We start from the raw sequence: 23,382 nt of genomic DNA, 5'->3' as shown, positions 1-23,382 counted from the left end.
GTAAGAAACCTTTATGTCTAAACCTTCGTTTGATGCCAAAACCCTTGCCAATAGTCTACGTGCTGCTAAACACCAACCTCGCAAGCGCTTTGGGCAGAATTTCTTGCATGATGCTAGTGTTATTCGTCAAATCGTCGATAGCATACGTCTTGAGCGTGATGATAATTTAATCGAAATCGGTCCCGGTATGGGAGCGTTGACTGAGCCCTTATTAGCTGAAGTCGATGCGATGACTGTGGTTGAGCTGGATCGTGATTTAGCCGATAGCTTGCGCATACGTATTGGTGCCAATAGCCACCCTAACTTTGAGATCATCAAAGCTAATGCTATGCATGTAGATTATCGTGAGTTATATAGCAGTGAGCGTGGCAAGCTAAGAGTAGTAGGAAACTTACCTTATAATATCTCTACGCCGATACTGTTCCATTTACTTAGCTATGCTGATGTTATTGAAGATATGCATTTTATGCTTCAAAAAGAAGTCGTTGAGCGTATCACTGCTGACGTCGGTAGTAAGACTTATGGACGCTTGTCCGTGATTATGCAGTATTATTGTGATACTGATTATCTGTTAACCGTTCCGCGTGGGGCTTTTAATCCACCGCCTAAAGTCACTAGTGCTGTTTTTCGCCTGACCCCACACGTCGATAAGCCGATAGTAGCTGCTGATGAAGATTATTTTGCCATAGTAGTGCGTGAGACCTTTAACCATCGTCGCAAAACGCTACGGGCTATCTTCAAAAAATCAACACTATTACCAACCCTTAGCGAGCAAGACTTCGCTGCTTGTAGTATTGATCCCCAAGCTCGTCCAGAGACACTTAGTGTCAGAGACTTTGTGGCCTTGACCAATCAAGCGAAGCAAGTAGAGTTACAGTCACCGCTGACTGAAGACTAAGATTGAAGCTCTGGCAAAGGTCAGTTGCCTATAAGAGTAAGTTGGTTGACTGCATTACTCTAATTTAGATTTAATTTTATAATCATTATTTATTCACTTTCAGATTTTGAGGCACTATGAGTTTTCGCCACCAATATGTCATCGGCGACCTACAAGGTTGTTATGGCGCCTATCAACAGCTACTTAGCGTTTTAGATTTCGATCCCAAGCAAGACAAATTATGGTTTACCGGTGACTTAGTAGCGCGCGGTGAGGATTCACTCGCAACTCTACGTGATGTAAAAGCATTGTGCGAAACTGGTGCAGCGGCTACGGTACTAGGTAATCATGACCTTAATCTGTTAGCAGTATGGCTAGGCGCTACTAAGATGAAAAAAAAGGATAAGACAGCGCCTATCTTTGCTGCAGATGATAAAAATGAATTGCTAAATTGGTTGCGCCATCAGCCGCTGTTGGCTTATCCAGATGCCCACACGGTATTAGTACATGCTGGTATTCCACCGCATTGGACTATTGCGCAAGCAGCAGACTATGCCCGGCAGCTAGAGGGACAGTTGCAAGGCAGCCTCAAGCAGCTTGGGCGGCTTTTACCGCATCTATATAGTAAGAGCGCGGATGAGTGGCATGCTGGAATAAATGGTTTTACTAAGATGCGTGCTATCGCTAATTACCTAACACGTATGCGTTTGTGTCAGCAGGATGGGGGATTGGAGTTTACTTTTACCTCCGGTCTTGATGAGGTTATTCCAACAGGTTATTTACCTTGGTTTGACTGGCAAGTCCCACGTGAGCGCAAAATACTTTTTGGCCATTGGGCAGCCCTTAAAGGCACTATTGATTTACCTCATGCACGAGCACTAGATGGTGGTTGTGTTTGGGGTAATTACTTATTAGCCTATCGCCTAGGTGACGGCAAAGTAATTACCTCAAGCGCTCACTGTCCAAAGCCTTAAGCGCTTAGTAGTCAATGGTTATAGTATTTAAGCCTGTCACTCTTTTAACTTGAGGCTAATTATCACTTAATGCCAGTTTTAAGCCAATCAATCAGGTAGTTTAGGGGGCTTACTCGGTTTAGGTAAAGGGGTTTTTGCATCACCGCTAGCTTTATGATCAGCAGCTACTGGCTGTCCAGTATCGGCATTCGCCCCCAAGGTTTTAGTGATCTGATCGTACTGTATGTCATCAGTATAAGGAACGCTATTTAGTTCCTCATCTATTAGACCATCGTCCAAATCTATAATCTTCTTAGGGGATGCCATAGCTTTTATAGTCTGCGTGCTATCGCTTGGCTGCTGGTCATAATTAATGTTAGTGTTAGATTGTATTCCTTGAGCCACTACTTTGACAATATCTGGCGATATCTTTACGTCAGATAGGCGTCTAACCACATAGTTATTAGGAATAGGTTTGTTACCTTGCTGTGCAGAGCTATCTTCAAAGATCATACGACCTTGACTGTCAATCTGAGCATACTTCATAGGCTTATCACGCGGCCAAAAAAAGTCTGAAGGATGGCTAAAGATATGACTAACGACCAGTTGGGTCAAGCGTCCCCATTCAAAGAAACGCACTTCTTTAGATCGTAGAGCCACGAACAGTGCCAGCGAAAAGCTAACCATCAAGTTAACCATGCCAATCAAAGCTACTCCTAAAATAGACATTAAAATCAATGGCCAGCTCATTTGAGACGATGAGATATTGAATAGTCCATGGGCCAAATTCGCTGAAGCAAAGGCAATATGGCGTATATCAATCGGTAAGCCGAGGATATAGCCAACAGTAGCTGTACTTCCTAAGAACACCCCAAAGATAAAGTTACCCATGATAGCGCCTAGGTTGGCCTCCACAAAACCACTCAAGCGCTCTAGCCAAGACCGCGGTAACAGATACCTTAGTAACCAGTGACGACGAATACGTGGGCCAATTTGATTATAAACAGCTAGGTTATCGTAGTATCCAGCAATAAGTCCCGATAAGAATAAATAGACCCCAGCGATGGCCGCATGCGGTAGGGCAAGCGAATGAAAAGGGTCGAGGTCATGCAGTAAGTGTGCCGCCTTGTTAGTATTAATCATTGGCGCACCAGTATATTGCAACCAGGCATAGGATATTATTAATGCTACCGGAACCGCTAGCATGACGTTACCCATAATGGCGATAAACTGAGTACGTAGGATATCCACTACTAACTCTGACAATTTAGTCAACTGATGTGATTTTTTGCCAGAGCTGTCTGAGATGGTAGAAGCAATAGCTGCCGCCGTCATCGCCGGCTGCTTAGTAGCCACTGTGCCATGAACCACATAAATAAAGACAAAGCCTAAGCCATAAATCATACTATTAATAAAGGCTCGTCCTATAGGGGCAAGAGCCAGATGATAAGCCAGTATCTTTAGGGTCGCCATAAAAGCGATAATAAGGCCACCGATAGAGGCCTTTTGAAACATTTTTCGATAGCCAGCTTTATCGGTACTAATATAGTTCGCCCCAACGCGACTAGCATTTTCCGTCACTTTACGCGAGAGCAGCTTAGTACTGTTATCAATCAGATAGCCTATACTATAGCGACGATTAGCCGTTTCAATTAGGGTCTGAATCATCTCAATAATAGCGTGATCACGCTTTTGAGAGTGATCAGCAACCAGCTCCGTTAGGATGCGTACGCGCTGTAGACTTTGATCCAAGCGCAACATCATATTAGTCAAATGGATAGAGATACCGGTCTTATAGATACGTTTGCGTATGGTAGAGACGATATCTTCACACTGCTCCAACATCACTAATAAAGGAGCTGGGCTAACCGCTTGTTCAGGAGTAATATCCGTTAAAGTGTCCAGCTCATGCGCTTCGCGATATTGATTAACGAACAAGACGGCTTCTTGATTTTGGGCGACAAAAGCGGCTGAATAGTTCAGTATTTCAGGATAAGCTTCCATCAAATCAGGGTGGAGACCAATACCACTAATTCGATAGGATAAAATAACTATAGCGTTAAGAATACTGTTTTTAACAGAAGCGACTAAGTTGAGTTGATCGTCTTGTATTTTTAATAAACTGACTAACTCGTCCCATTTTTGTTTTTCGACGTTTGCCAGCCAGCGTTCATCTTGAGGCTTATCAAACAGATAGCCGACCAGTTCTACCACAGAATCATCTTGTGGTAATAACGGCAAAAATCGATGACCAATCAGGCGGCGTAGACTACTAAAAAACCCCTGATCCGACATAATACCGGTATCAGTATAAAGAGCGATTTGGCGATATTGGATAATTAGCTTCAATACAAAGCTGGCAATACCATTACCATATTCAGGATGTTTATGTAAAATATCGATAAGCGCTTGTAGCTTTTCATTGGCCAAATCAGGCTCTTTGTCTCCTGCTCTTAGGTGATCAATTAAGCGTTTAAGAATGGCCGCATCGGGTACTTCGCTCAAAGCAGTAATCTGCTGTAAAATGCGTTTTAACTCTGACACATTAGACCCTTTATTGTAGTTACCTTACGGTAGGTATATGGCTTTTTAGGGATGTTATTCAGTACGACTATCGGCTTCATTCTAATCTGAATATCACAGTGATAGTTAATTATTTTGTTAGTAGTTGTTTTAGTACGCTTTATTCTATAAACCGTAGTTTTAGCGGCAAAAAAAGGACAGTAATTATACTGTCCTCATCGTCATGTACTTATAAAATACCTACTATGCTAAACGGCTAAGCCTCGATTAACTAGCAGCCACATTGAAGTATTCAAGATCAAAATTCATCATCGGATCACTACCAGCTTTGACCATCTGTGCATGGGCATCAATGCGCGGTAAGATACGACCAACGAAGTAATCGGCCAGCTTGGCTTTATCGCTATAGAACTTACCTTGTTTGCCATCAGCAGCTTCTACCATCATCGCAAACATATACGAGTAGCATAAGTAGCCAACCGCATGCATGTAGTCAACAGCACAGCCATTGATTTCATTTTTGCGAGTGCCAATATTAGTAAGCACGGTGCTAGTAAGTTCTTCAACAGTGTCTGCTGCCGCTAAAGTCGCTTGTTTGATACCATGATCTGCGATCATTGCTGCCACATAATCGCGAATCTCAGCTAAGAAATTGGCAATATATTTGCCCTCATTACGAGCCACTTTACGACCTAATAGATCCAGTGCCTGAATACCATTAGCGCCCTCATAGATTTGAGCAATACGAGTATCACGGACGATTTGCTCCATACCCCATTCGCGTACATAACCATGGCCACCAAACACTTGCTGGCAGTCAACAGTCGCCTCTAACGCCTTATCAGTTAAGAACGCTTTAGCAATAGGAGTCAATAAAGCCACCCGAGCCGCTGCAGTTTTAGCGACTTCTGGATCGCTACTGAACTTTTCGATATCAAGCTGTTGAGCCACATACATAGCAAAGCAACGTGAAGCTTCCGAATTGGCTTTAGCATTCAATAGCATACGGCGAACATCGGCATGGTGAATGATGGCATCAGCAGGCTTTTCAGGGCTTTGTAATTGCGTATCGCTACGACCTTGAGCACGATCAAGCGCATACAATGCCGCATTTTGATAGGCAAGCTCAGTACCGCCTAGTCCTTGCAGACCCATAGTAACGCGCTCATAGTTCATCATAATGAACATAGAAGATAAGCCGGTATTCTCAGCGCCGATCATCCAACCCTTAGCGCCATCAAAGTTCATTACACAAGTGGCAGAAGCCTTGATGCCCATCTTGTGTTCGATAGAACCTACCGCTAGGGTGTTGCGTGCGCCTAAGCTACCATCTTCGTTAACTAAGAATTTAGGCACTACAAATAGCGAAATACCTTTTGAGCCAGCGGGCGCATTAGGGGTCTTGGCCAATACTAGATGAATGATATTATCGGTAAGATCATGTTCACCACCTGTGATAAATATCTTAGTACCAGAGATGTTAAAGCTGCCATCGTCATTAGGCTCGGCCTTGGTTTTGATAATGCCTAAGTCAGTACCAGCATGGGGCTCAGTTAAGCACATAGTCCCTGACCATTCACCAGCGTACATTTTCTCTAAATAGATTTTCTTGATCTCATCTGAGGCGGCAGCATTCATACACATAGTTGCGCCAACGGTCAGGTTAGGGTAAAGCGCAAAGGATTGGTTACTAGTAAACATCATCTCTTCAGTCAGCATAGTAACCATTTTTGGGAAACCTTGACCACCGTATTCAGGGTTGCCTCCTAAGCCTACCCAACCAGACTCAGCATATTGCTTATACGCTTCTTTAAAGCCTTGAGGAGTAGTGACTACGCCATCACCTTGAAAAGTTGCGCCTTCTTCGTCACCGCTACGATTGATAGGCAGTAAAACATTCTTAGATAGTTTGGCCATTTCTTCCAAAATCATATCGACAGTTTCCATGTCGACATGAGAAAGTTTATCGTTATTTTGCCAAAGTTCATGGGCTTTGAAAACGTCCGTTAAAATAAAACGCATGTCATTAAGGGGTGCATTATAAACAGACATAAAAAATCCTTTTGTTTACTATAAATAAAATGAGGGCGCTTACGGTCAATGCTTAGATAATAGGGCTTCATAAGAGCAATGAACCGTCATTAACTGAGTATCAACACAGAGCGCAAACTATAAATAAAGTTTAGCAAATTAGCGTATAAACGTGTGTATCTCTTCGTGAATTACGAGTGTACTAAAAGTTACCGATTGACCTTGTATTAACTAAAAATAGCTTAAGACCCTGTACCGCTAATAAAGAGTCTTTAATTCTAGGCCAAGGTTGATAAGGTTAGTAGCAGCTAACACAACGGGTAGCACTGACTAAAAAAATCGGCAACATACCTAAGTATATTGCCGATGACTGTATTGCCAATGACTGCATTACCGATGCTGCATTGCCAATGACTGTATTGACAGTAAGCAAGTATTTAATAGCTTTTATTAAGCTAAAAGCTATTAGTAGCTTGCATGATCAATTAAAAACTAAATTGTTCAACATCCATACTCATGTAGGGTGCAACGCCAGTAGCGATACGCTCAGCATAAGTAGTGGTACGTGGTAACAGTTTAGCGAAGTAGAACTGTGCAGTCTTCATCTTGGCATCATAAAAGGCATGCTCACTGTTGCCATTAGCAATTTCAGTCTGAGCAACCAATGCCATTCGCGCCCATAAGTAGGCTAAAGTCACGTAGCCACTAAAATACATATAGTCGACAGCAGCGCCACCTACCGCCTCAGGGTTCTCTTCAGCTTGCTTAGCAATATCCGTGGTCAATTCGCCCCATTGCTTAATATGTTTGATAAGCGGTGCAGTAAACTGATTCATAGCGCCGTTGTTCTCATTGTCATCACAGAACTGCTGAATAACTTTAGTAAAGTTAGCCAATAGCTTGCCTTGTGATCCTAGTACTTTACGACCGATCAAATCGAGTGATTGAATCTGGGTGGTACCCTCGTAGATGCAAGCAATAGTAGTATCACGAACGTTTTGCTCAAGACCATATTCTACACAGAAGCCACTACCACCTAAGGCTTGCACGCCGTGGTGAGCAGACTCAAGACCAGTTTCAGTCAAGAAAGCCTTACCGATAGGGGTGAGTAATGACAGCATCTGATTGGCATATTCAAGAGCTTCGCCTTCGCCTTTAGCTACAGTGTCTGCAAACTGAGACATATAGCAGATCAAAGCGCGACCGCCTTCTGCAAAAGCTTTAGTCGTCAATAGCATGTCACGAACGGCAGGATGGACAATAATAGGATCGGCAGGTTTTGCAGGGAATTTAGCACCATCTAAAGAACGAAAGGCCAGACGCTCTTTGGCAAAAGATAAAGCACCTTGGAAAGCATATTGAGAGGCAGTGACCCCTTGAATAGCCGTGCCAATCCGAGCCACATTCATAAAGGTAAACATGCAGTTTAGACCACGGTTTTCTTCACCAATTAGATAACCCTTGGCACTGTCATAGTTGATGACACAAGTGGCTGATGCTTTGATACCCATTTTGTGCTCAATTGAGCCACAAGAGACTGCGTTACGCTCACCTAAGCTGCCATCATCATTGACCATGAACTTCGGTACCACAAATAATGATAACCCTTTAGTACCTGCTGGTGCACCTGGTAGACGCGCCAAAACGATATGAATAATATTCTCAGACATATCATGCTCGCCTGCAGAAATCCAAATCTTACCGCCAGTAATATTGTAGCTACCATCATCATTAGGCTCAGCTTTACTGCGCACTAAATTCAGATCAGAACCACATTGTGGCTCGGTCAGACACATGACACCTGTCCATTCACCGGCCACTAATTTAGGTAAGTATTTTTGTTTTTGTTCATCTGTACCATGATGCTCAAGAGTAGAAACACAACCCTCTGATAAGCCAGGATACATGCCGAACGACCAGTTGGCAGTACCAACGAATTCGGAGATAGCTGAGTTAAGAGAGGCTGGCATGGCTTGACCACCGAACTCTTCTTCAGCGGTTAAAGAGGTGAATCCCAAATCACAATACTGCTTATAAGCTTCTTTAAAGCCTTTAGGAGTAGTAACTTCACCATTATTAAAATGACAGCCCTCAGCATCACCACTTTGATTCAACGGTGACAGCTCATTCTCAGCAAAGCTGGCGGCCGTTTCGAGGTAGCTGTCTACAATGTCGGCTTCAATATGAGAAAAGGCGGCGATTGATTGATAGTGAGCAGTAGTATTTAGAAGTTCATGCATGACAAATTTCATGTCGCGTAGGGGAGCTTTATATTGCATAATTTCCTGTCCTTTATTAGGGATTTGTCTGCTTATAATTCGAGGGTTGTAACTGCTATTCAAGAGATTATTAATAAAAAGTAATAACTCTAAGGCTAAGGGTTATCAGTAGTCAAAAACGATCGTAGCAATAATTATAAAAATTAATCAGCGCTAATAAGACTAGTAAAATGAATACAGATAACGATTGGAAGTGATAACTCAGGCCTATGGCTTTGATCTATTAAAATTCAGTCTGTTCATTAACTTATGGCAATAGATGATAATGAATTCATTACAAAAGATAGGCGTTCGCAGAGAATTATACAAGTTGGTAGGTAAAACTGATAAGTCATCAACCCAACTTGCATCCTATTTTGCAAGTTTGATGAAACCTTAAAGGTGAATAAAAGACGATTGATATGATAAAAATTGAGTATCGCTGTTAGTAAGTCAGATCACAGCAAAAAGTGAGCATATATCTACTAATATGGCCGAAAGTAACGAGGGTATTGATCTTATAGGTATTCAATATTAACGAAAATTAATCTGCTCGGTTAACATTCTAGTAGCGGATGAGTAAGGTATGGGACGACTAAACCAATACCCTTGGCCATAGAGGCAGCCCATGGTTAATAGTAAATCCCGCTGTTCCTCAGTTTCTATACCTTCTGCAATAACTACCATATCTAGTGCTAGGGCTAAGTCTAAAATGGCTTTAATAATAGCTTGCTGAGTCTTGCTATTAACCATTTTTATAATAAAGCTTTTGTCTATTTTTATAATATCAAAAGGATACTCTTGTAGGTAGCTCAAAGAAGAATAACCTGTACCAAAATCATCAAGTGCTAGACCCACCCCCAGACTTTTAAGTTGCTCAAGCTGCTTTTTGACATTAGCATGACGCAGCATTAATGAAGACTCTGTAATCTCAATATGCAGTTGGGTAGGATTAATTAATTTTTTACTAAACAAATCCCTAAGAAAGCCATAAAAATCGGTATGACTAAATTCCGTGGCATTAGCATTAATGCAGATATTTTGGTTAAAACCTAAATCTTTCCAAGCTTGCAAATGCTTAGTAATTTGTAGAGCCATTTGACAGAACAGCTCAAATGAGAGTTTGTACTTGATAATAGCATCAATAAAGTGAGAGGGTTTTAGTAGTCCACGAGTAGGATGTTGCCAGCGCACTAAGGCCTCAAAGCCGATAATTTCACCAGTACTTAAATTCACTTTAGGCTGGTAAAAAGGTACAAACTGACACTTCTCTATAGCCATGCGCAGCTCTGCTTCGAGCTGTAAGCTATCAGAGCTAAACCTATCCAAATCGGTGTGATACCAGCAGATATCGTCAGCTTTACTTTCCCTGACATACTGTAGCGCTGTTTCAGCTTTAGTCAGTAGCCCTATCAGGTGATTGTCATTCTTAGGATAATGACTAATACCTATGGACAGCTGTAAATAAATATTGATTTTTTTAAAGGAGCTACTATCTACTAAGCCGTTAAAGTCTACTATCTCATCTCTAGGATAGGCATTTATCAGCTGATCTTTTGAACAACAGTCTATTATGAAGGGTTGTTGTCCAACTTGCATTAATCTACCCAGTTGATGACTTACTTGGCTCTTGTGACAGCTGTCAAATAATAAGGCAAAATCATCAGAACCAAAATGGGCAAAACATTTTAGATGTTTTAGTTTTAGGTCATTAACTCGCTGGACAAATTCTATTATTAAATTATTGCCCTGAGTTAGTCCTATACTGGCAGCAAGGGTGCGATAACGATTGATATTGAAGCGCACAATAAATACCTCACCACTGTTGTCTAACAATAGATGATTGGCTTGACTCAGAAATACTTCGCGCTTAGGTAACACTGTCAGTGGATCGAAGTTTAGTAAATGAGTGAGTTTTTCTTTGTCTTTAACTATCGCTGAGATGTCACGAAACATCCCTATAAAATACACTTGATCATCAATAGTCATTTGACGATAAGTAACAGAGCAATCGAGTGTCTGACCATAACGACTGGCTATTGAAACATTATTTGAATAAACGCCAGTACTGCGTAACTGATCAATCATGTCGTTTAAGGTAGTGCTATCTTTTGGCGATAAAAATTCAGTAGCGTAAACCCCAAGCGGTCGATTTAACAAAAACTCTGAGTTATAGCCAATCATCACCTCAAACGCACGATTGACTGATAAATAATGAAGGTTGGCGTCTAATATAGAGATAGCATTATCGTGTTCTTCGCAAAATTGAGCTAGTAACTGCTGCTTGATTGAATCGGTGATAGGGGATGGTGTACTCATAATCTTTGCTCATGAAATGACAGAGTTATTCTAAATATAGTTATTGAAAATATACTTGTAGTATAGTAAATATAGACAAAAGTTCAATACATAGATACAAAAACCTGACAGGCCATAAGCAGGGCGAAACAGTTGTTATAGGCTGTTATAGGTCACTAAGAGCGTGCAAGGTCGCTAGTGCTACAACTGGGGCCGTTTCAGTCCGTAATACACGCCGACCAATTTGCCAAGCGGCAAAACCAACCTGCTGTGCTTGCTCACACTCATCAGTACTGAGACCCCCTTCAGGCCCAACCAGTAAGTTGATATAAGGCAATGGCTGCGCTAAGACTTTAAGTAAAGTAGTTGGCATCAAGGGTTGGGCTGCGGCAGGCACACTGAGCATTAAGGATAAGTCTGCCTGCTGCTGTAATTGCTGGTAGTAAGGATCTTGACTGAGCGTTGTCATTGCAGAGCCTACCGCTATCTGACTATCTATGACTTTGCTAAGACGATCATCAGGGCCAGCACTTGTAGTATTATCACTACTTGGCTTGGCTTGCGTTTGCAACCAAGTAGTGATGGGCACTGGTGCGATAATAAGGGGCGGCCTATTTAGCCCACACTGCTCACAAGCGGCAATAGCGACTTGCTGCCAGTGCGCCACCTTTTTATCTACTTGCAAGGGTTTTAGATGGACCTCCCCATGATGACTACTCAACAGTTGAATAGCGGTTACCCCAAGCTCAGTTGACTTTTGGATCGCATAATCCATACGCTCACCGCGACTAATCACTAAGCCAATCTTACTTATGAACGGCGCAGTACGGTCATCAGTGTTGTGAGTGAGTAAAATAGCAGTGGCTTGTTTTTTACTTATAGTCGCCAGCTCTACTAGGTACTCGCCACCAAAACCGTCAAATAAAATGCCTTGCTCACCACTGTTAGCACGCAAGACACGGCACCAATGATGAGTGATAGCCTCAGTCAAAATAAGACTGTCGCCGATTGCTAGGGTGTTTAGTTTGGGATAATGAGGCTGATTATTGTTGTTATCCTCAGACTTATTATTACCATCATCTAGGTTGGCTGCATAAAAAAAACGTCGCACTTTATCTTATTCCTATTATTAATATAAAAAGGGTCTTAATATTCTGTATACCATACCTCACTGCTAATCGAATAACAAATTGTCAGTAGCTAGGGCAAAAAGGTATTAAGTATTGATACTAACAGTTATGGTGTTTTTGCTAGGCTGATTGATAACCGCTCATAAAAAAACTGGCGCTCCTAAGAGTACCAGTTGATTTAAACACCTATTATAGCCTATTCATAACCGCAACTTTAAAGCGCCACTGTAGGAGCAAGACCTAAAGCTTCCACTAAGCGCTTGTTAGGCTCAACTTTGTTCATACTATAAAAGTGCATCGATGGCACACCCTCGCTAATTAAACGCTCACAAAGGCGATAAACTACTTCGAAGCCGAACTCACGAATAGCTTTACTATCGTCACCAAAATCAGCCAACTGCTTGCGCACATAGCGTGGAATATCAGCACCACAACTATCAGCAAAACGTATTAAATTGCTAGAGTTAGTAATAGGCATGATACCAGCGACTAGTGGCTGAACTGCGGTGTCGATACCACGTTGCTCTACGGCATCACGCAAATAAAGATAGCTATCAGCGTTGTAGAAGAACTGAGTAATAGCCGCATTAGCACCTGCTTGGTACTTATTGACTAAGTTATCAATATCTAATAAAAAGCTACGTGCTTGTGGATGCATCTCAGGGTACGCTGCCACTTCTATATGGAAATAGTCGCCTGAATGTTCCCGAATGAACTTAACTAAGTCCACCGCAAACGGCAGCTCTCCCATACCGACTTGACCTGAAGGTAAGTCACCACGCAAAGCGACCAAACGATCGATACCTAAGCTCTTATACAATTCTAATAGCTCAGCAATCTCGCTTTTATCATCACCGATACAAGAGATATGCGGAGCAACTGGCGTTTCGCTGCGCACGCATAAATCTTTTACTATCTCTAAAGTACGACTACGAGTTGAGCCACCCGCACCATAAGTAACTGAAAAATACTTTGGGGCAAGCTGGTTGAGCTCATCAAAAGTACTCAGCAGTTTCTCATGCCCTTGTGCAGACTTAGCAGGGAAAAACTCAAAAGAGACGGCAGGCTTACTCACAGTCGTGCTCCTTAGTATTTATAGGTTTCAGGCTTGAAAGGCCCTTCGACAGGTACCCCTAAGTATTCAGCTTGCTTGCTGGTCAACTTAGTTAGCGTACCATTGAAGCCGGCAACCATTGCCGCAGCCACTTCTTCGTCAAGCTTCTTCGGTAGTACTCTGACGTATAGATTTTCAGAGCGCTCATCGACAGGTAGCTCAGCGAACTTTTCTTCAAATAGGTACATTTGCGCCAATACTTGGTTAGCAAATGATCCGTCCATCACTCGTGATGGGTGACCAGTAGCGTTACCTAGGTTGACCAAACGACCTTCAGCTAACAGAATCAAATAATCATTGACATCGTCTGAACGGAAGATTTGGTGAACTTGTGGCTTAACTTCAGCCCAGCGCCAGTTATCACGCATAAACTGAGTATCGATTTCGGTATCAAAGTGACCAATATTACAAACTACAGCCCCGGGCTTCAATGCTGCTAGCATGTGTTTGTCACAGACGTGATAGTTACCAGTAGTAGTAACAATCATGTCGGTATCTTCTAGTAGACGGGTATTGATGTTTTCTGCGCCGCCAGTGTTGTCACCATTAATATAAGGCGATAAGACTTCGTAGCCATCCATACAAGCTTGCATAGCACAGATAGGATCAACTTCTGATACCCGTACGATCATGCCTTCTTGACGCAAGCTTTGCGCAGAACCTTTACCAACATCGCCATAGCCGATAACTAAAGCGCGACGACCAGCTAGGAACATATCGGTACCACGTTTGATGGCATCGTTTAAGCTATGACGGCAACCGTATTTGTTGTCATTCTTAGACTTAGTAACAGCATCATTGACGTTGATAGCAGGTACTTTTAGCGTGCCTTTATTAAGCATCTCAAGCAGGCGATGCACACCAGTAGTCGTCTCTTCAGAGATACCGTGGATGTTATCCAGCAATTGTGGATACTCATTATGGATCAGAGCGGTCAAATCACCACCATCATCCAAAATTAAGTTGGCATCCCAAAGTTGACCTGCTTCTTCGCCGCCGACATATAGCTGTTGACGTAAGCACCACTCATACTCTGCATCAGTTTCGCCTTTCCAAGCGAATACAGGCGTACCAGCAGCAGCAACCGCAGCAGCAGCGTGATCTTGGGTTGAGAAGATATTACATGAAGTCCAACGCACTTCAGCACCCAGAGCAATTAAGGTCTCGATAAGTACAGCGGTTTGGATGGTCATGTGGATACAGCCGACGATTTTAGCGCCTTGTAGTGGCTGATCAGCTTGATAGCGACGACGCAAACCCATAAGGGCAGGCATTTCAGCTTCAGCTAAAGTGATTTCACGGCGACCATATTCTGCTAAGCTAATGTCAGCAACTTTGTAGTCTGTGAAAGTGGGGTCTAGCGTGTGGACAGATGGTATATTAGACACTGCGTCCATCATATGCTCCTATCAGTAATAAATGAATGATAAAAAGAATAAAACGCAGGTGCCGTTATTTGCGCTGTCTAATAACCATTTATTAAACAGTACCGAGCCTAACATAACGAACAATCAGCATAATTTTAGGGTTTAAATGCCTTAATTATTCTTTATGGTGCAACACCTCTCGGAGGTCGTTATTGTAAAGTATGACAGACCGTTTGTCACCTATTGGCTAGTATAAATAGTTAGTGATTATGTTGATGCATCGTGTCGATCGTTATTCATATTAAGCAATAGCCATAAAAAAAGGCCATCGATTGATGGCCTTAATAGTTGGTAATATAAGTTGATATTAGTATGGATAGTAAATAACTTTAGAACCAGTTATAAGTTAATGAGGTAAAGAAGTTAGTACCATCTTGGTTATAACGCGAAGCGTATTCACCGAAACTTTCGTTAGTTGAATAGTCAACGTTGGTTAAATTATTAATACGGCTGGTCCAAGTAAGGTTTGGGCTAAGATAATAATTACCGCTAATATTAAACAGCGTATAGTCATCAATAAAAGTACTATTGTCTGCGACATTATAAGTTTTACCAACATATTCCGCTTCAGTACGAATATCAAAGTCTGCGGCTCGGTAGCCTATATATATCAAGCCAGTATTTTCAGGACGGTATACTAATTGCTTACCTTTATTAATTCCTGAACGCTCTTCTGCTTCAGTGCGAGTATATTGACCACCTAACAAGATATTACTCAGCTGCCAGTCTGAGGTAAAGCTATATCCTGATAATTTTGCTTGATCAATATTAAGTGCTTGATACTTCTTAATAGTATCAATATATCTGTTATCAATAAGATTATCCACATCGCTATTAAAGGCAGTCAGACGGGTATTCTGTATAGCGGTATTAGACTCAATAAAGACTTCTATGTTTTTGCTCTTCTCAACTTTTAAGTCTTCATTTGGAACGTAATACTCACTTTCAATATATAAATCATTTAGAGTAGGCGCCCTATAACCTGTAGCAAAGCTAGTACCAAGACGGAGACTAGGAGCTAGTTTTACCGCATAACCAAGACCAAAAGTGGTTTCATTACCGAACTGCGAATTATCATCAAAGCGAACATTAGCTTGAAAATCGAAAGCATCTTCATTGACTTGATAACCAGCAAAGCCACTCTTAATATCACGGTCATTAACTTTATACTGATCTTTACCGTTACTACTAGGAGTATTGTCTGTGAGCTCTACTTCCTGCTGTAACCATTCGGCACCCGCTTGAAAATTTCCTACAGGTAATTTATAGCTGCTTATCAAGTTCACTTGTTTTTGCTTGGTTTCAAAGGCATCACCAACTTTATTATCTAGTTTATCTAAGCTCTGACCTGCTGACAAACGCACGGTTAGCTTATCATTTTCATATTGTGAGAATGCTGACACTAAACCGTTTTCTTGATCAGTTTCTGCGTTGGGCCCTGGTCCAAAACTAAAGTTATCAAACTCAGTAGTTGACTTAGCAAAAAGCCCAGTTGCGCCTACACTGATATTTTTAGTTAAAGGTATGCTAGCATTTAGAGCAAAATTATTGCTTTTAAAGCCATCATCATCGGCATCATTACCTGGTCGGTTTTCAAGAGCGCTGATACCTTTGGTTTGGTTGCGGCTGGCAGAAAGACTAAGTTTTGCACCTTGAGTATTGGCAAACTGCGCGGCTGCGCCATACACATAGTGGTCATGTGAGCCAACACCAGCAGTAACTGAAAAGTTGGTTTGCTCAACATCGCTACCTTTAGTGAATATTTGTATAACGCCACCCATAGCGTCAGAACCGTAAATACTAGATCCTGAAGCACCATACAATATTTCGATGCGATCAATTTGGTCAGCAGGAAGCAGGCCTAAAGCGGGTTGGCCAGATGACATTGAGCCATAACGGATGCCATCTATCAATACTAATACACGCTTACTATCATAACCACGAAGATAGAAGTTACTGTTAGTGCCCATACCGCCATCTTGTTTAATGCTAAACCCAGGCTGACGTCGCAAAACTTCCATCACCGTCTGACCTTGGAAACGTCGCAGCTCTTCTTTATTAACTAACCGAGTTTGCGCAATAACATTGCTAGTTTTAGTCGGGGTGCGAGTAGCCGTTACTATGATTTCATCCAGCTCGACTTGTGGTAGATCGTTATCGCTAACGCTATCTAACTCAGTAGTCGCTGCAGTAGCACTCATGGCAAATACGCCAAGTGCGCTTAAAATACACAATCGAAGATAAGTAGTTGAAGAAGAACGTGATAAAACCATAGGAATTTCCAGAGCAATAAAAGTAAGAAATAAGCCAAAAAGTAACAAACTTAAGGCTAAAATTTACAAAAAGTAGTAGTAAAGCAAAACTGGGTTCATTATCCATAAAAAGTGCTGAGTTATAAACTACTTTAAGCTAATTTTTATTCACTATAAGATGAGAGAAATTCATTAAATTAGGGTAAACAACTGGGTAAGTGCGCTACTAATAATGATGATTGTACAGTTTGAATGGTATTCATAGTGTTGATAGGAAGATTTAATAGCTTGTTGATACTGCAAACGCGGCTAGCCACTATAAAACGTCACATATAAAACATCACAATCATAATTACTATGGCAAAAATAATTGCTATCATAGCTATGAGACTTATAATCATTTAATCGTATTAGTTTATTAACTTAAGAGGTTTGTTTTGTCTATTCAGCGTCACTTAAAACCTAGCATAGTAACTGCTAGTACATTAACTACAGCCACTTTATTAATAAAAAAGCCTGTGTTGCTAGGCTTACTGCTACTAACTCTATTGTTCAGTCTGTTACCGATTAGTACCTTTGCTGCTGAGGCTAGTCTGTTAGGAGTAGGTGGTGGGACTACAGAAGAAAGCGAACGTACACCGATACCAGACTCCTTTGGACGAGATACTCCAAGACATACGGTACAAGGGTTTATTAGTGCGCTGGGCGAAAACGACTATTTACTTGCCAGCAATTATCTTAATCTAACCAAATCTGACAATCCAACGACTGTAGTGCGCCAACTAAAACAAGCGCTCGATGCTGGGGGACGTTTTTTACCAGATTTACAGCTAAGTAATTCCGTTGAAGGGTATTTAAGTGATCAGCTGCTACCTAATCAAGAAAAAGTAGGTAGTATCGATATCAATGATAAAAGCGTTCCTATCTTATTGGAACGTGTGGTCTCCAAAAAAGGTGAGCAATACTGGCAGTTTTCTGCCGAAACGTTAACTTCAATACCTGAGGTACTAGAAAATACTGAGCCAACATTAGTATCGCAGTATACGTTTGATTCAATTGATGGCCAAAAGCTATTTGGCTATCAGCTTACTGATTTGGTTGCCGCATTAGTACTGACACTAGGCAGTTTCTTACTCACTTACATCATGGTGTGGTTGTGGTATCACGTTTTAAGAATTGTTTATCCTTATATACGTAGTGACCCGTTACCCTTACCTGACAAGATAATCCTACCACTGTCAGTAGTGATTATGGCGCTAATTCTGTCAGAGATAATGGTTTATGCTGGCATATCGGTGACCCTACGTGAGCCTATCAATCGTTTTACTGAAATAGCATCGTGGCTGGCAATAACTTGGTTGCTATTACGCATGGTTGACGTTATTTTCAGCCGCGCTGTCAATCTAAGTTATAGAAAAAACTATATCGAGCGAGTGTCGATATTAGGTCTGCTGCGTAAAGTGGTCAAAGCGTTATTATTAATCTTTGCGGTTATTGTGATATTTGGCAACTTAGGTTTTGATCTAACCACTGGTATTGCAGCTTTAGGGGTAGGGGGTTTAGCCTTAGCTTTGGGTGCGCAAAAGACTATCGAGAATCTAGTCGGTAGTGTAGTGGTAGTCGCTGATTCGCCAGTACGTATAGGCGATTATTGTAAGTTCGGTACTTATGAAGGTACCGTTATTGATATCGGTATTCGCTCTTCGCGAGTGCGCACGCTAAACCGTACCGTAGTGACTGTGCCTAATGGTGACTTTTCATCGATGCAGATTGAGAACTTTAACTCGCGGGATATGTTCCATTTTTTGCATAACTTATATATTAAGCGCAATGCTGACATCGACGTGGTATTCGAGATGGTCAATGATTTGCATAAGCTACTAGGTGAGCATGAACTGACCAACGAAGAGTGGAATCAGGCCCATATTTTAGAGCTGCGTCAAGACTGTTACGTCATCCAGTTACGCGCTTATGTCAACTCAGCTGATGTGATCGAGTTTTACGGAAAACAAGATATATTATTAGTTGATGTGTTAAGCCAAGTCAAAAAATATAATGTCGAACATGCGCTACCCACCCAGCAACTAGTTATTGACCAAAATAACCTCAAAGACTCTAATAATAGTAACAATGACCGCACTGATTCCATGGAGCATTTATTAACTGAAGATGCTGATATGGATGATAAGCAACAGGCTGATACTACAGATGCTAATAAAGATGCTGATATCACTAAAAGTAGTGTAAGCAAAAGTCCTGATAAGCAGACGCATAAGCCAGAAAAAAACAATAGTGTTATAGATAAGTCGAAGAAAATCAATAGTCTGATATTGGCAAAACGTAAATTTAAGAAGCTTAAACTTACTCATAAACACCGTGCTAAAAGAAACAGCCTGTCGATGTGGAACCAGACTTGGCGCTGATATTCACACTGGCACTGTTGATGAGGATACTTATAAGGGCTAAAGGTTCTAAGGGTTCTAAGGGTTTTGACTGTGGCGACCAATGCCAATAATAGCTGCTATAACTTCATCATTATTCACAGCTTTTAAAGCTAAAAAAGGACTGCTATAAGCAGTCCTTTTTAAATAGTCAAATAGACAGTTATTCACCTTCGGTCTTAGACTTCTTTAGCAGTACTAATACCGCACCATTTCCACCATCTTTTGGTGGCGCTGAACAAAAAGCTAGCACTTCTGGCAACTGACGTAACCAACCGTTGACACAAGTTTTTAGAATAGCTTCGCTGCCTTTGCCATGAACGATTTTTACTGATGTTTCGTTATTTTGCTTGGCTTGGCTGAGCAGTTGGGTCATAGCTGCACGAGCTTCTTCAATAGTACAGCCATGAATGTCTACGGCATCATACCAGCGTAGTTTGCCCTGCTTTAATTGAGTAAATACTTTGTTCTGCAAAGAGGGCTGCTTATAAGATAAGATTGACTCAGCGGCAACCGGATTGAGTAGAGCTTGCATATCCGATAAAGCGGCTCCTAATTCAGCGGCTTCACTACCTTGCGCAGCAGCACGTTTTGAGAGAGTAGCTGCATCCGGCTTACTAGTTTTGGTAGCTCCAGTAACCGAGCGTACATTCTTATCTTCTAGTTGATTAACGCCATGCATAGCTTGCATAAACAGTACTTTGTCGTCGTCGACATGCTCACTATCTAGCTGCTTAACGGTTCTTTTGACTTGCTTTTGGGTCAATAGTGATACCGGTTCTGTAGGCTTTTGATTGTCGCCGTCAGCAGCTGAGGTATCACGACCTTTACTTAGCTGTCCTTTTAGCTCTTTAAGCTGATCTTGCATTTCTTTTGAAAATAGAGAATTTGACATAATGATTCAGGGTTCTATTTGATTAGTGAAAGTTTTGGTTTATAAATAAGCTGATTTATAAATATTTTAGGCTATAAACTGCTAGTTTTATAAGTAATTAAGCGCTCAATGATATAGCGAGTATTATAACTACTGATAGTTGATCAACGCTATGCTATTGACCTAATAAGCCATACTTTACGCTTGTGTGGCAACGCTCGCAAGTAAGGATTGTAAAGCATTACCAGGGTGGTCAGTTTTCATAAACTGCTCACCGATCAAAAAGTGTTGGATACCGTGCTTGAACATTAAGCGCATATCGTCAGCACTATGAATACCACTTTCGGTAACGATTACCGCTTGCTGATTAGTATCTTCAGCCTTTAAAGTCTGCAACAAAGTGTTTTTTAGCTTAACCGTATTTTGTAAGTCTACCGAAAAGGTATTCAAATCACGATTATTAATACCGTAGATATTGTGTGACGATCGTGGTAACTGTAAGGCGCGTTCCAGCTCATTAGCTGTATGCACTTCAATTAATACATCCATACCCAGCTTAATACTCAAAGTTTGTAGCTCAAGGGCTTGTGTATCATCGAGGCAGGCCATAATCAATAAGATACAGTCAGCGCCAAGCAAGTACGACTGATAAATCTGATACTCATCAACCATAAAGTCTTTACGTAGTACTGGGAGGTTGCAAGCGGCACGTGCTTGGACCAAATAACTATCATCGCCTTGAAAATAGTCACGATCGGTCAATACTGATAAGCAGCTAGCCCCAGCTTGTTCGTACTGCTGAGCAAAATCGGCTGGGGCAAAATTATGATTAATAATCCCTTTAGAAGGCGAAGCTTTTTTTATTTCAGCGATGATTCCTATGTTCGCTGTGCGTAAAGCCTCAGCGAAACCGCGGCGTGGACGCTTGTCAGCAGCGACTTGTGCTTTTAAGTCTGCTAGCGATAGCTCACTGCTGGCAGCAGCAACTTCCTCGACTTTAGTGGCTACAATACGTTGTAATACTGAGGGGATAGCAGCGTTGGTCGTTGAGCTGTCGATCATAGTAATATCCAAATATTGATTAATTATTATATAAATAGCTAGAGCAGATAGGTTTACTACTAGCGCTTAGCTTGCAGTGTATGCTTTAAGTCTGCATTAGCTAAGTTTTAACCGCTTAGTAAGCAGTAAGTAGTCAACAGCCTATTATCGGAACAGCTAAGATTGAGTGGCTAACTGTTGAGTATAAGCCGCTAATGATTCAAGCTTGAGCAAGGCGCTACCGTTTTGAATTACGCTTTGTGCTTGACTAACTCCATTGGCATAGTTGCTGGCTAGACCTGCTGTATAGATTGCTGCTCCTGCATTAAGAGCAATCATATCACGGGCTTTAAGTACCGCGCGCTCATGAGTGTCAGTACCTGATAAAGCGGCACGAATCAACTCCAGACTCTGCTGTGGGGAGTCAACGTCCAGTCCAATCAACGTTTGTGATTCGATACCGGCATCTTCTGGCATCAAATCATAAACTGATATTTCGCCATCTTTTAATTCAGCAACGGTCGTTGAAGTGGCTAGACTGATTTCATCCAAGCCGTCTTTGGCGCCAACCACCATTACGTGGCGTGCCCCTAAGTTTCTCATCACTTTTGCTATCGGTTCACACAATTGAGCGGTGAACACTCCAATCACTAAGTTAGGTGCGCCAGCAGGATTAGTCAAAGGCCCCAAAATATTAAAAATAGTCCGTGCTCTAAGCTCGCGGCGTACGGGATTGGCATAGCGCATGGCACTGTGATGATTAGGGGCAAATAAGAAGCCAATACCTTGGTTCTCAATACAATCCAGCGCTTGTAAAGGCGTTAAAGCAAGACTAATACCCGCTTGCTCCAATAAGTCTGAGCTACCAGACTTAGTTGAGACCCCGCGATTGCCGTGTTTGGCGACTTGCGCACCAGCAGCAGCAGCGACTAAGGCTGAAGCCGTAGAGACATTAAATAAGTTAGCTCCATCACCGCCAGTACCGACAATGTCTACCAAATGATCACAAGCACTAGGGCTAATATTAGTAGCCAAAGCTCGCATAGCACTAGCCGCTGCAGTGATCTCATCAATTGATTCACCCTTCATGCGTAGTCCCGTCAAGATAGCACCCATCATAGCGTTACTACATTTGCCTTGCATGATCACTAACATTACTTGATGCATCTCATCAAAGGTCAAATCAATACGCTGTAATATCCGATCTAAGGCCGTCGATAGTAACTTATGAATCTGCTCATCGGAGAGTTGAGCGATATCTTCTGCTGTGGCTTGGTATTGATTACTAGTAGTGGTTGAAGTATTAGTAGGGCTCATAAAGTCTCGCTTATTATTTTTATTAAAAGCATTAAATTTTTATTGAAAGTTCAGTAGCTCAATAGTTGCACAATGTAGAATAATTAACCCACTTGCGGTAATTGGTCAGTGTCTAGTACTGCTAAATTATGTATTTGCAAAAAATTATTGAGCAGCTGATAGCCAGCTTCACTTAAGATAGATTCAGGGTGAAACTGTACCCCTTCAATAGGGTAAGTTTTATGACGAACGCCCATTATCTCTTCAATACTACCATCAGTGTTTTTGGTCCATGCGGTCATCTCTAAACAGTCCGGCAAACTGTCTTTATTAACAACTAAGGAATGATAGCGTGTGAATTCTGCAGGGTTAGGGAGGTCAGCGAATACCCCTTGACCATTATGATAGACCGATGATAAGCGCCCGTGCATTACTGCGCCCGCCTTACCGACTTGACCACCGAATAGTTGGCCGATAGCTTGATGACCTAGACAAATCCCTAAAATAGGAATAACGCCTTTAAAGGTATCAATGATTTCTAATGAAATACCAGCGCGATCGGGGTCGCAAGGACCAGGGCCGATGACGATAATATCAGGAGCTAGCGTTTGGATTTGTTCGATAGTGACCTGATCATTACGCCAAACAGTGATGTCCTGCTGCAATTCACCAAAGTACTGTACAATATTGTAGGTAAAGCTGTCGTAATTATCGATCATCAAAATCATCAGGGTTTCAACTTTTATTGGATTTTATAATAGGACACTAAAGTGGTGAAGCTATAGGTTTATGAATTTGTCACTTATTAAATGCTCACAAGTATCTTACCATTATTTTGTAGCCTAGCAAATGTAGGGCTAATGAAAG

The 23,382-nt window shown here is 41.7% G+C and carries 15 protein-coding genes; 3 read left to right on the top strand and 12 right to left on the bottom strand.

The window, feature by feature from the left end; genetic code table 11:
• Window positions 1-13: 13 nt before the first annotated feature.
• Window positions 14-898: a 16S rRNA (adenine(1518)-N(6)/adenine(1519)-N(6))-dimethyltransferase RsmA gene (rsmA, locus tag KZA12_RS06740; RefSeq protein WP_201622048.1), complete on the top strand. Its 885-nt coding sequence runs from the start codon at window positions 14-16 to the stop codon at window positions 896-898.
• 116 nt (window positions 899-1,014) lie between these two features.
• Entirely contained in the window at window positions 1,015-1,851 is an 837-nt protein-coding gene (locus tag KZA12_RS06735; protein WP_218689694.1) for a symmetrical bis(5'-nucleosyl)-tetraphosphatase, read from the top strand.
• Between the two features lie 87 nt (window positions 1,852-1,938).
• Here the strand turns inward: KZA12_RS06735 and KZA12_RS06730 are convergent, their stop codons facing one another.
• From KZA12_RS06730 to KZA12_RS06695, 8 genes are all read right to left on the bottom strand, one after another.
• Complete coding sequence (locus tag KZA12_RS06730) at window positions 1,939-4,374, bottom strand: site-specific recombinase (protein ID WP_218689693.1); 2,436 nt, start codon at window positions 4,372-4,374, stop codon at window positions 1,939-1,941.
• Window positions 4,375-4,620: 246 nt separating this feature from the next.
• A complete protein-coding gene (locus tag KZA12_RS06725; RefSeq protein ID WP_201622045.1) occupies window positions 4,621-6,405 on the bottom strand; it encodes an acyl-CoA dehydrogenase C-terminal domain-containing protein in 1,785 nt (594 codons plus the stop codon).
• A 464-nt stretch (window positions 6,406-6,869) separates the two neighbouring features.
• Window positions 6,870-8,666, bottom strand: a complete 1,797-nt coding sequence (locus KZA12_RS06720; protein ID WP_373416596.1) for an acyl-CoA dehydrogenase C-terminal domain-containing protein — start codon at window positions 8,664-8,666, stop codon at window positions 6,870-6,872.
• A 510-nt stretch (window positions 8,667-9,176) separates the two neighbouring features.
• Complete coding sequence (locus tag KZA12_RS06715) at window positions 9,177-10,961, bottom strand: bifunctional diguanylate cyclase/phosphodiesterase (protein ID WP_201622043.1); 1,785 nt, start codon at window positions 10,959-10,961, stop codon at window positions 9,177-9,179.
• Between the two features lie 145 nt (window positions 10,962-11,106).
• Window positions 11,107-12,051: a 16S rRNA (uracil(1498)-N(3))-methyltransferase gene (locus tag KZA12_RS06710; protein ID WP_218689691.1), complete on the bottom strand. Its 945-nt coding sequence runs from the start codon at window positions 12,049-12,051 to the stop codon at window positions 11,107-11,109.
• A 233-nt stretch (window positions 12,052-12,284) separates the two neighbouring features.
• The gene (locus tag KZA12_RS06705; protein WP_218689690.1) at window positions 12,285-13,145 is read right to left on the bottom strand and encodes a methylenetetrahydrofolate reductase; all 861 of its coding nucleotides are present in this window, start codon (window positions 13,143-13,145) and stop codon (window positions 12,285-12,287) included.
• A gap of 11 nt (window positions 13,146-13,156) precedes the next feature.
• Window positions 13,157-14,581, bottom strand: a complete 1,425-nt coding sequence (ahcY, locus tag KZA12_RS06700) for an adenosylhomocysteinase (RefSeq protein ID WP_218689689.1) — start codon at window positions 14,579-14,581, stop codon at window positions 13,157-13,159.
• Window positions 14,582-14,940: 359 nt separating this feature from the next.
• Entirely contained in the window at window positions 14,941-16,884 is a 1,944-nt protein-coding gene (locus tag KZA12_RS06695; RefSeq protein ID WP_218689688.1) for a TonB-dependent receptor domain-containing protein, read from the bottom strand.
• Between the two features lie 416 nt (window positions 16,885-17,300).
• Here KZA12_RS06695 and KZA12_RS06690 point away from each other — a divergent pair, with 416 nt between their 5' ends.
• Entirely contained in the window at window positions 17,301-19,286 is a 1,986-nt protein-coding gene (locus KZA12_RS06690) for a mechanosensitive ion channel family protein (protein ID WP_373416593.1), read from the top strand.
• Window positions 19,287-19,467: 181 nt separating this feature from the next.
• Here KZA12_RS06690 and KZA12_RS06685 read toward each other — a convergent pair whose 3' ends face one another.
• The 4 genes from KZA12_RS06685 to KZA12_RS06670 form a co-directional block, all read right to left on the bottom strand.
• Complete coding sequence (locus tag KZA12_RS06685) at window positions 19,468-20,199, bottom strand: Smr/MutS family protein (RefSeq protein ID WP_218689687.1); 732 nt, start codon at window positions 20,197-20,199, stop codon at window positions 19,468-19,470.
• A 177-nt stretch (window positions 20,200-20,376) separates the two neighbouring features.
• Entirely contained in the window at window positions 20,377-21,240 is an 864-nt protein-coding gene (trpC, locus tag KZA12_RS06680; protein ID WP_218689686.1) for an indole-3-glycerol phosphate synthase TrpC, read from the bottom strand.
• A gap of 156 nt (window positions 21,241-21,396) precedes the next feature.
• Window positions 21,397-22,536 carry an anthranilate phosphoribosyltransferase gene (gene trpD, locus KZA12_RS06675; RefSeq protein WP_218689685.1) on the bottom strand — a complete coding sequence of 380 codons (1,140 nt, stop codon included), beginning with the start codon at window positions 22,534-22,536 and terminating at the stop codon, window positions 21,397-21,399.
• An 83-nt stretch (window positions 22,537-22,619) separates the two neighbouring features.
• Window positions 22,620-23,243 carry an aminodeoxychorismate/anthranilate synthase component II gene (locus tag KZA12_RS06670; protein WP_201622035.1) on the bottom strand — a complete coding sequence of 208 codons (624 nt, stop codon included), beginning with the start codon at window positions 23,241-23,243 and terminating at the stop codon, window positions 22,620-22,622.
• Window positions 23,244-23,382: the final 139 nt, after the last annotated feature.

This window comes from Psychrobacter sp. BF1, assembly GCF_019279065.1.
GTDB classification, from domain to species: Bacteria; Pseudomonadota; Gammaproteobacteria; order Pseudomonadales; family Moraxellaceae; genus Psychrobacter; species Psychrobacter urativorans.
The sequence above is the reverse complement of the archived record's forward strand: the minus strand, read 5'-3'. Positions and strand labels throughout refer to the sequence as shown.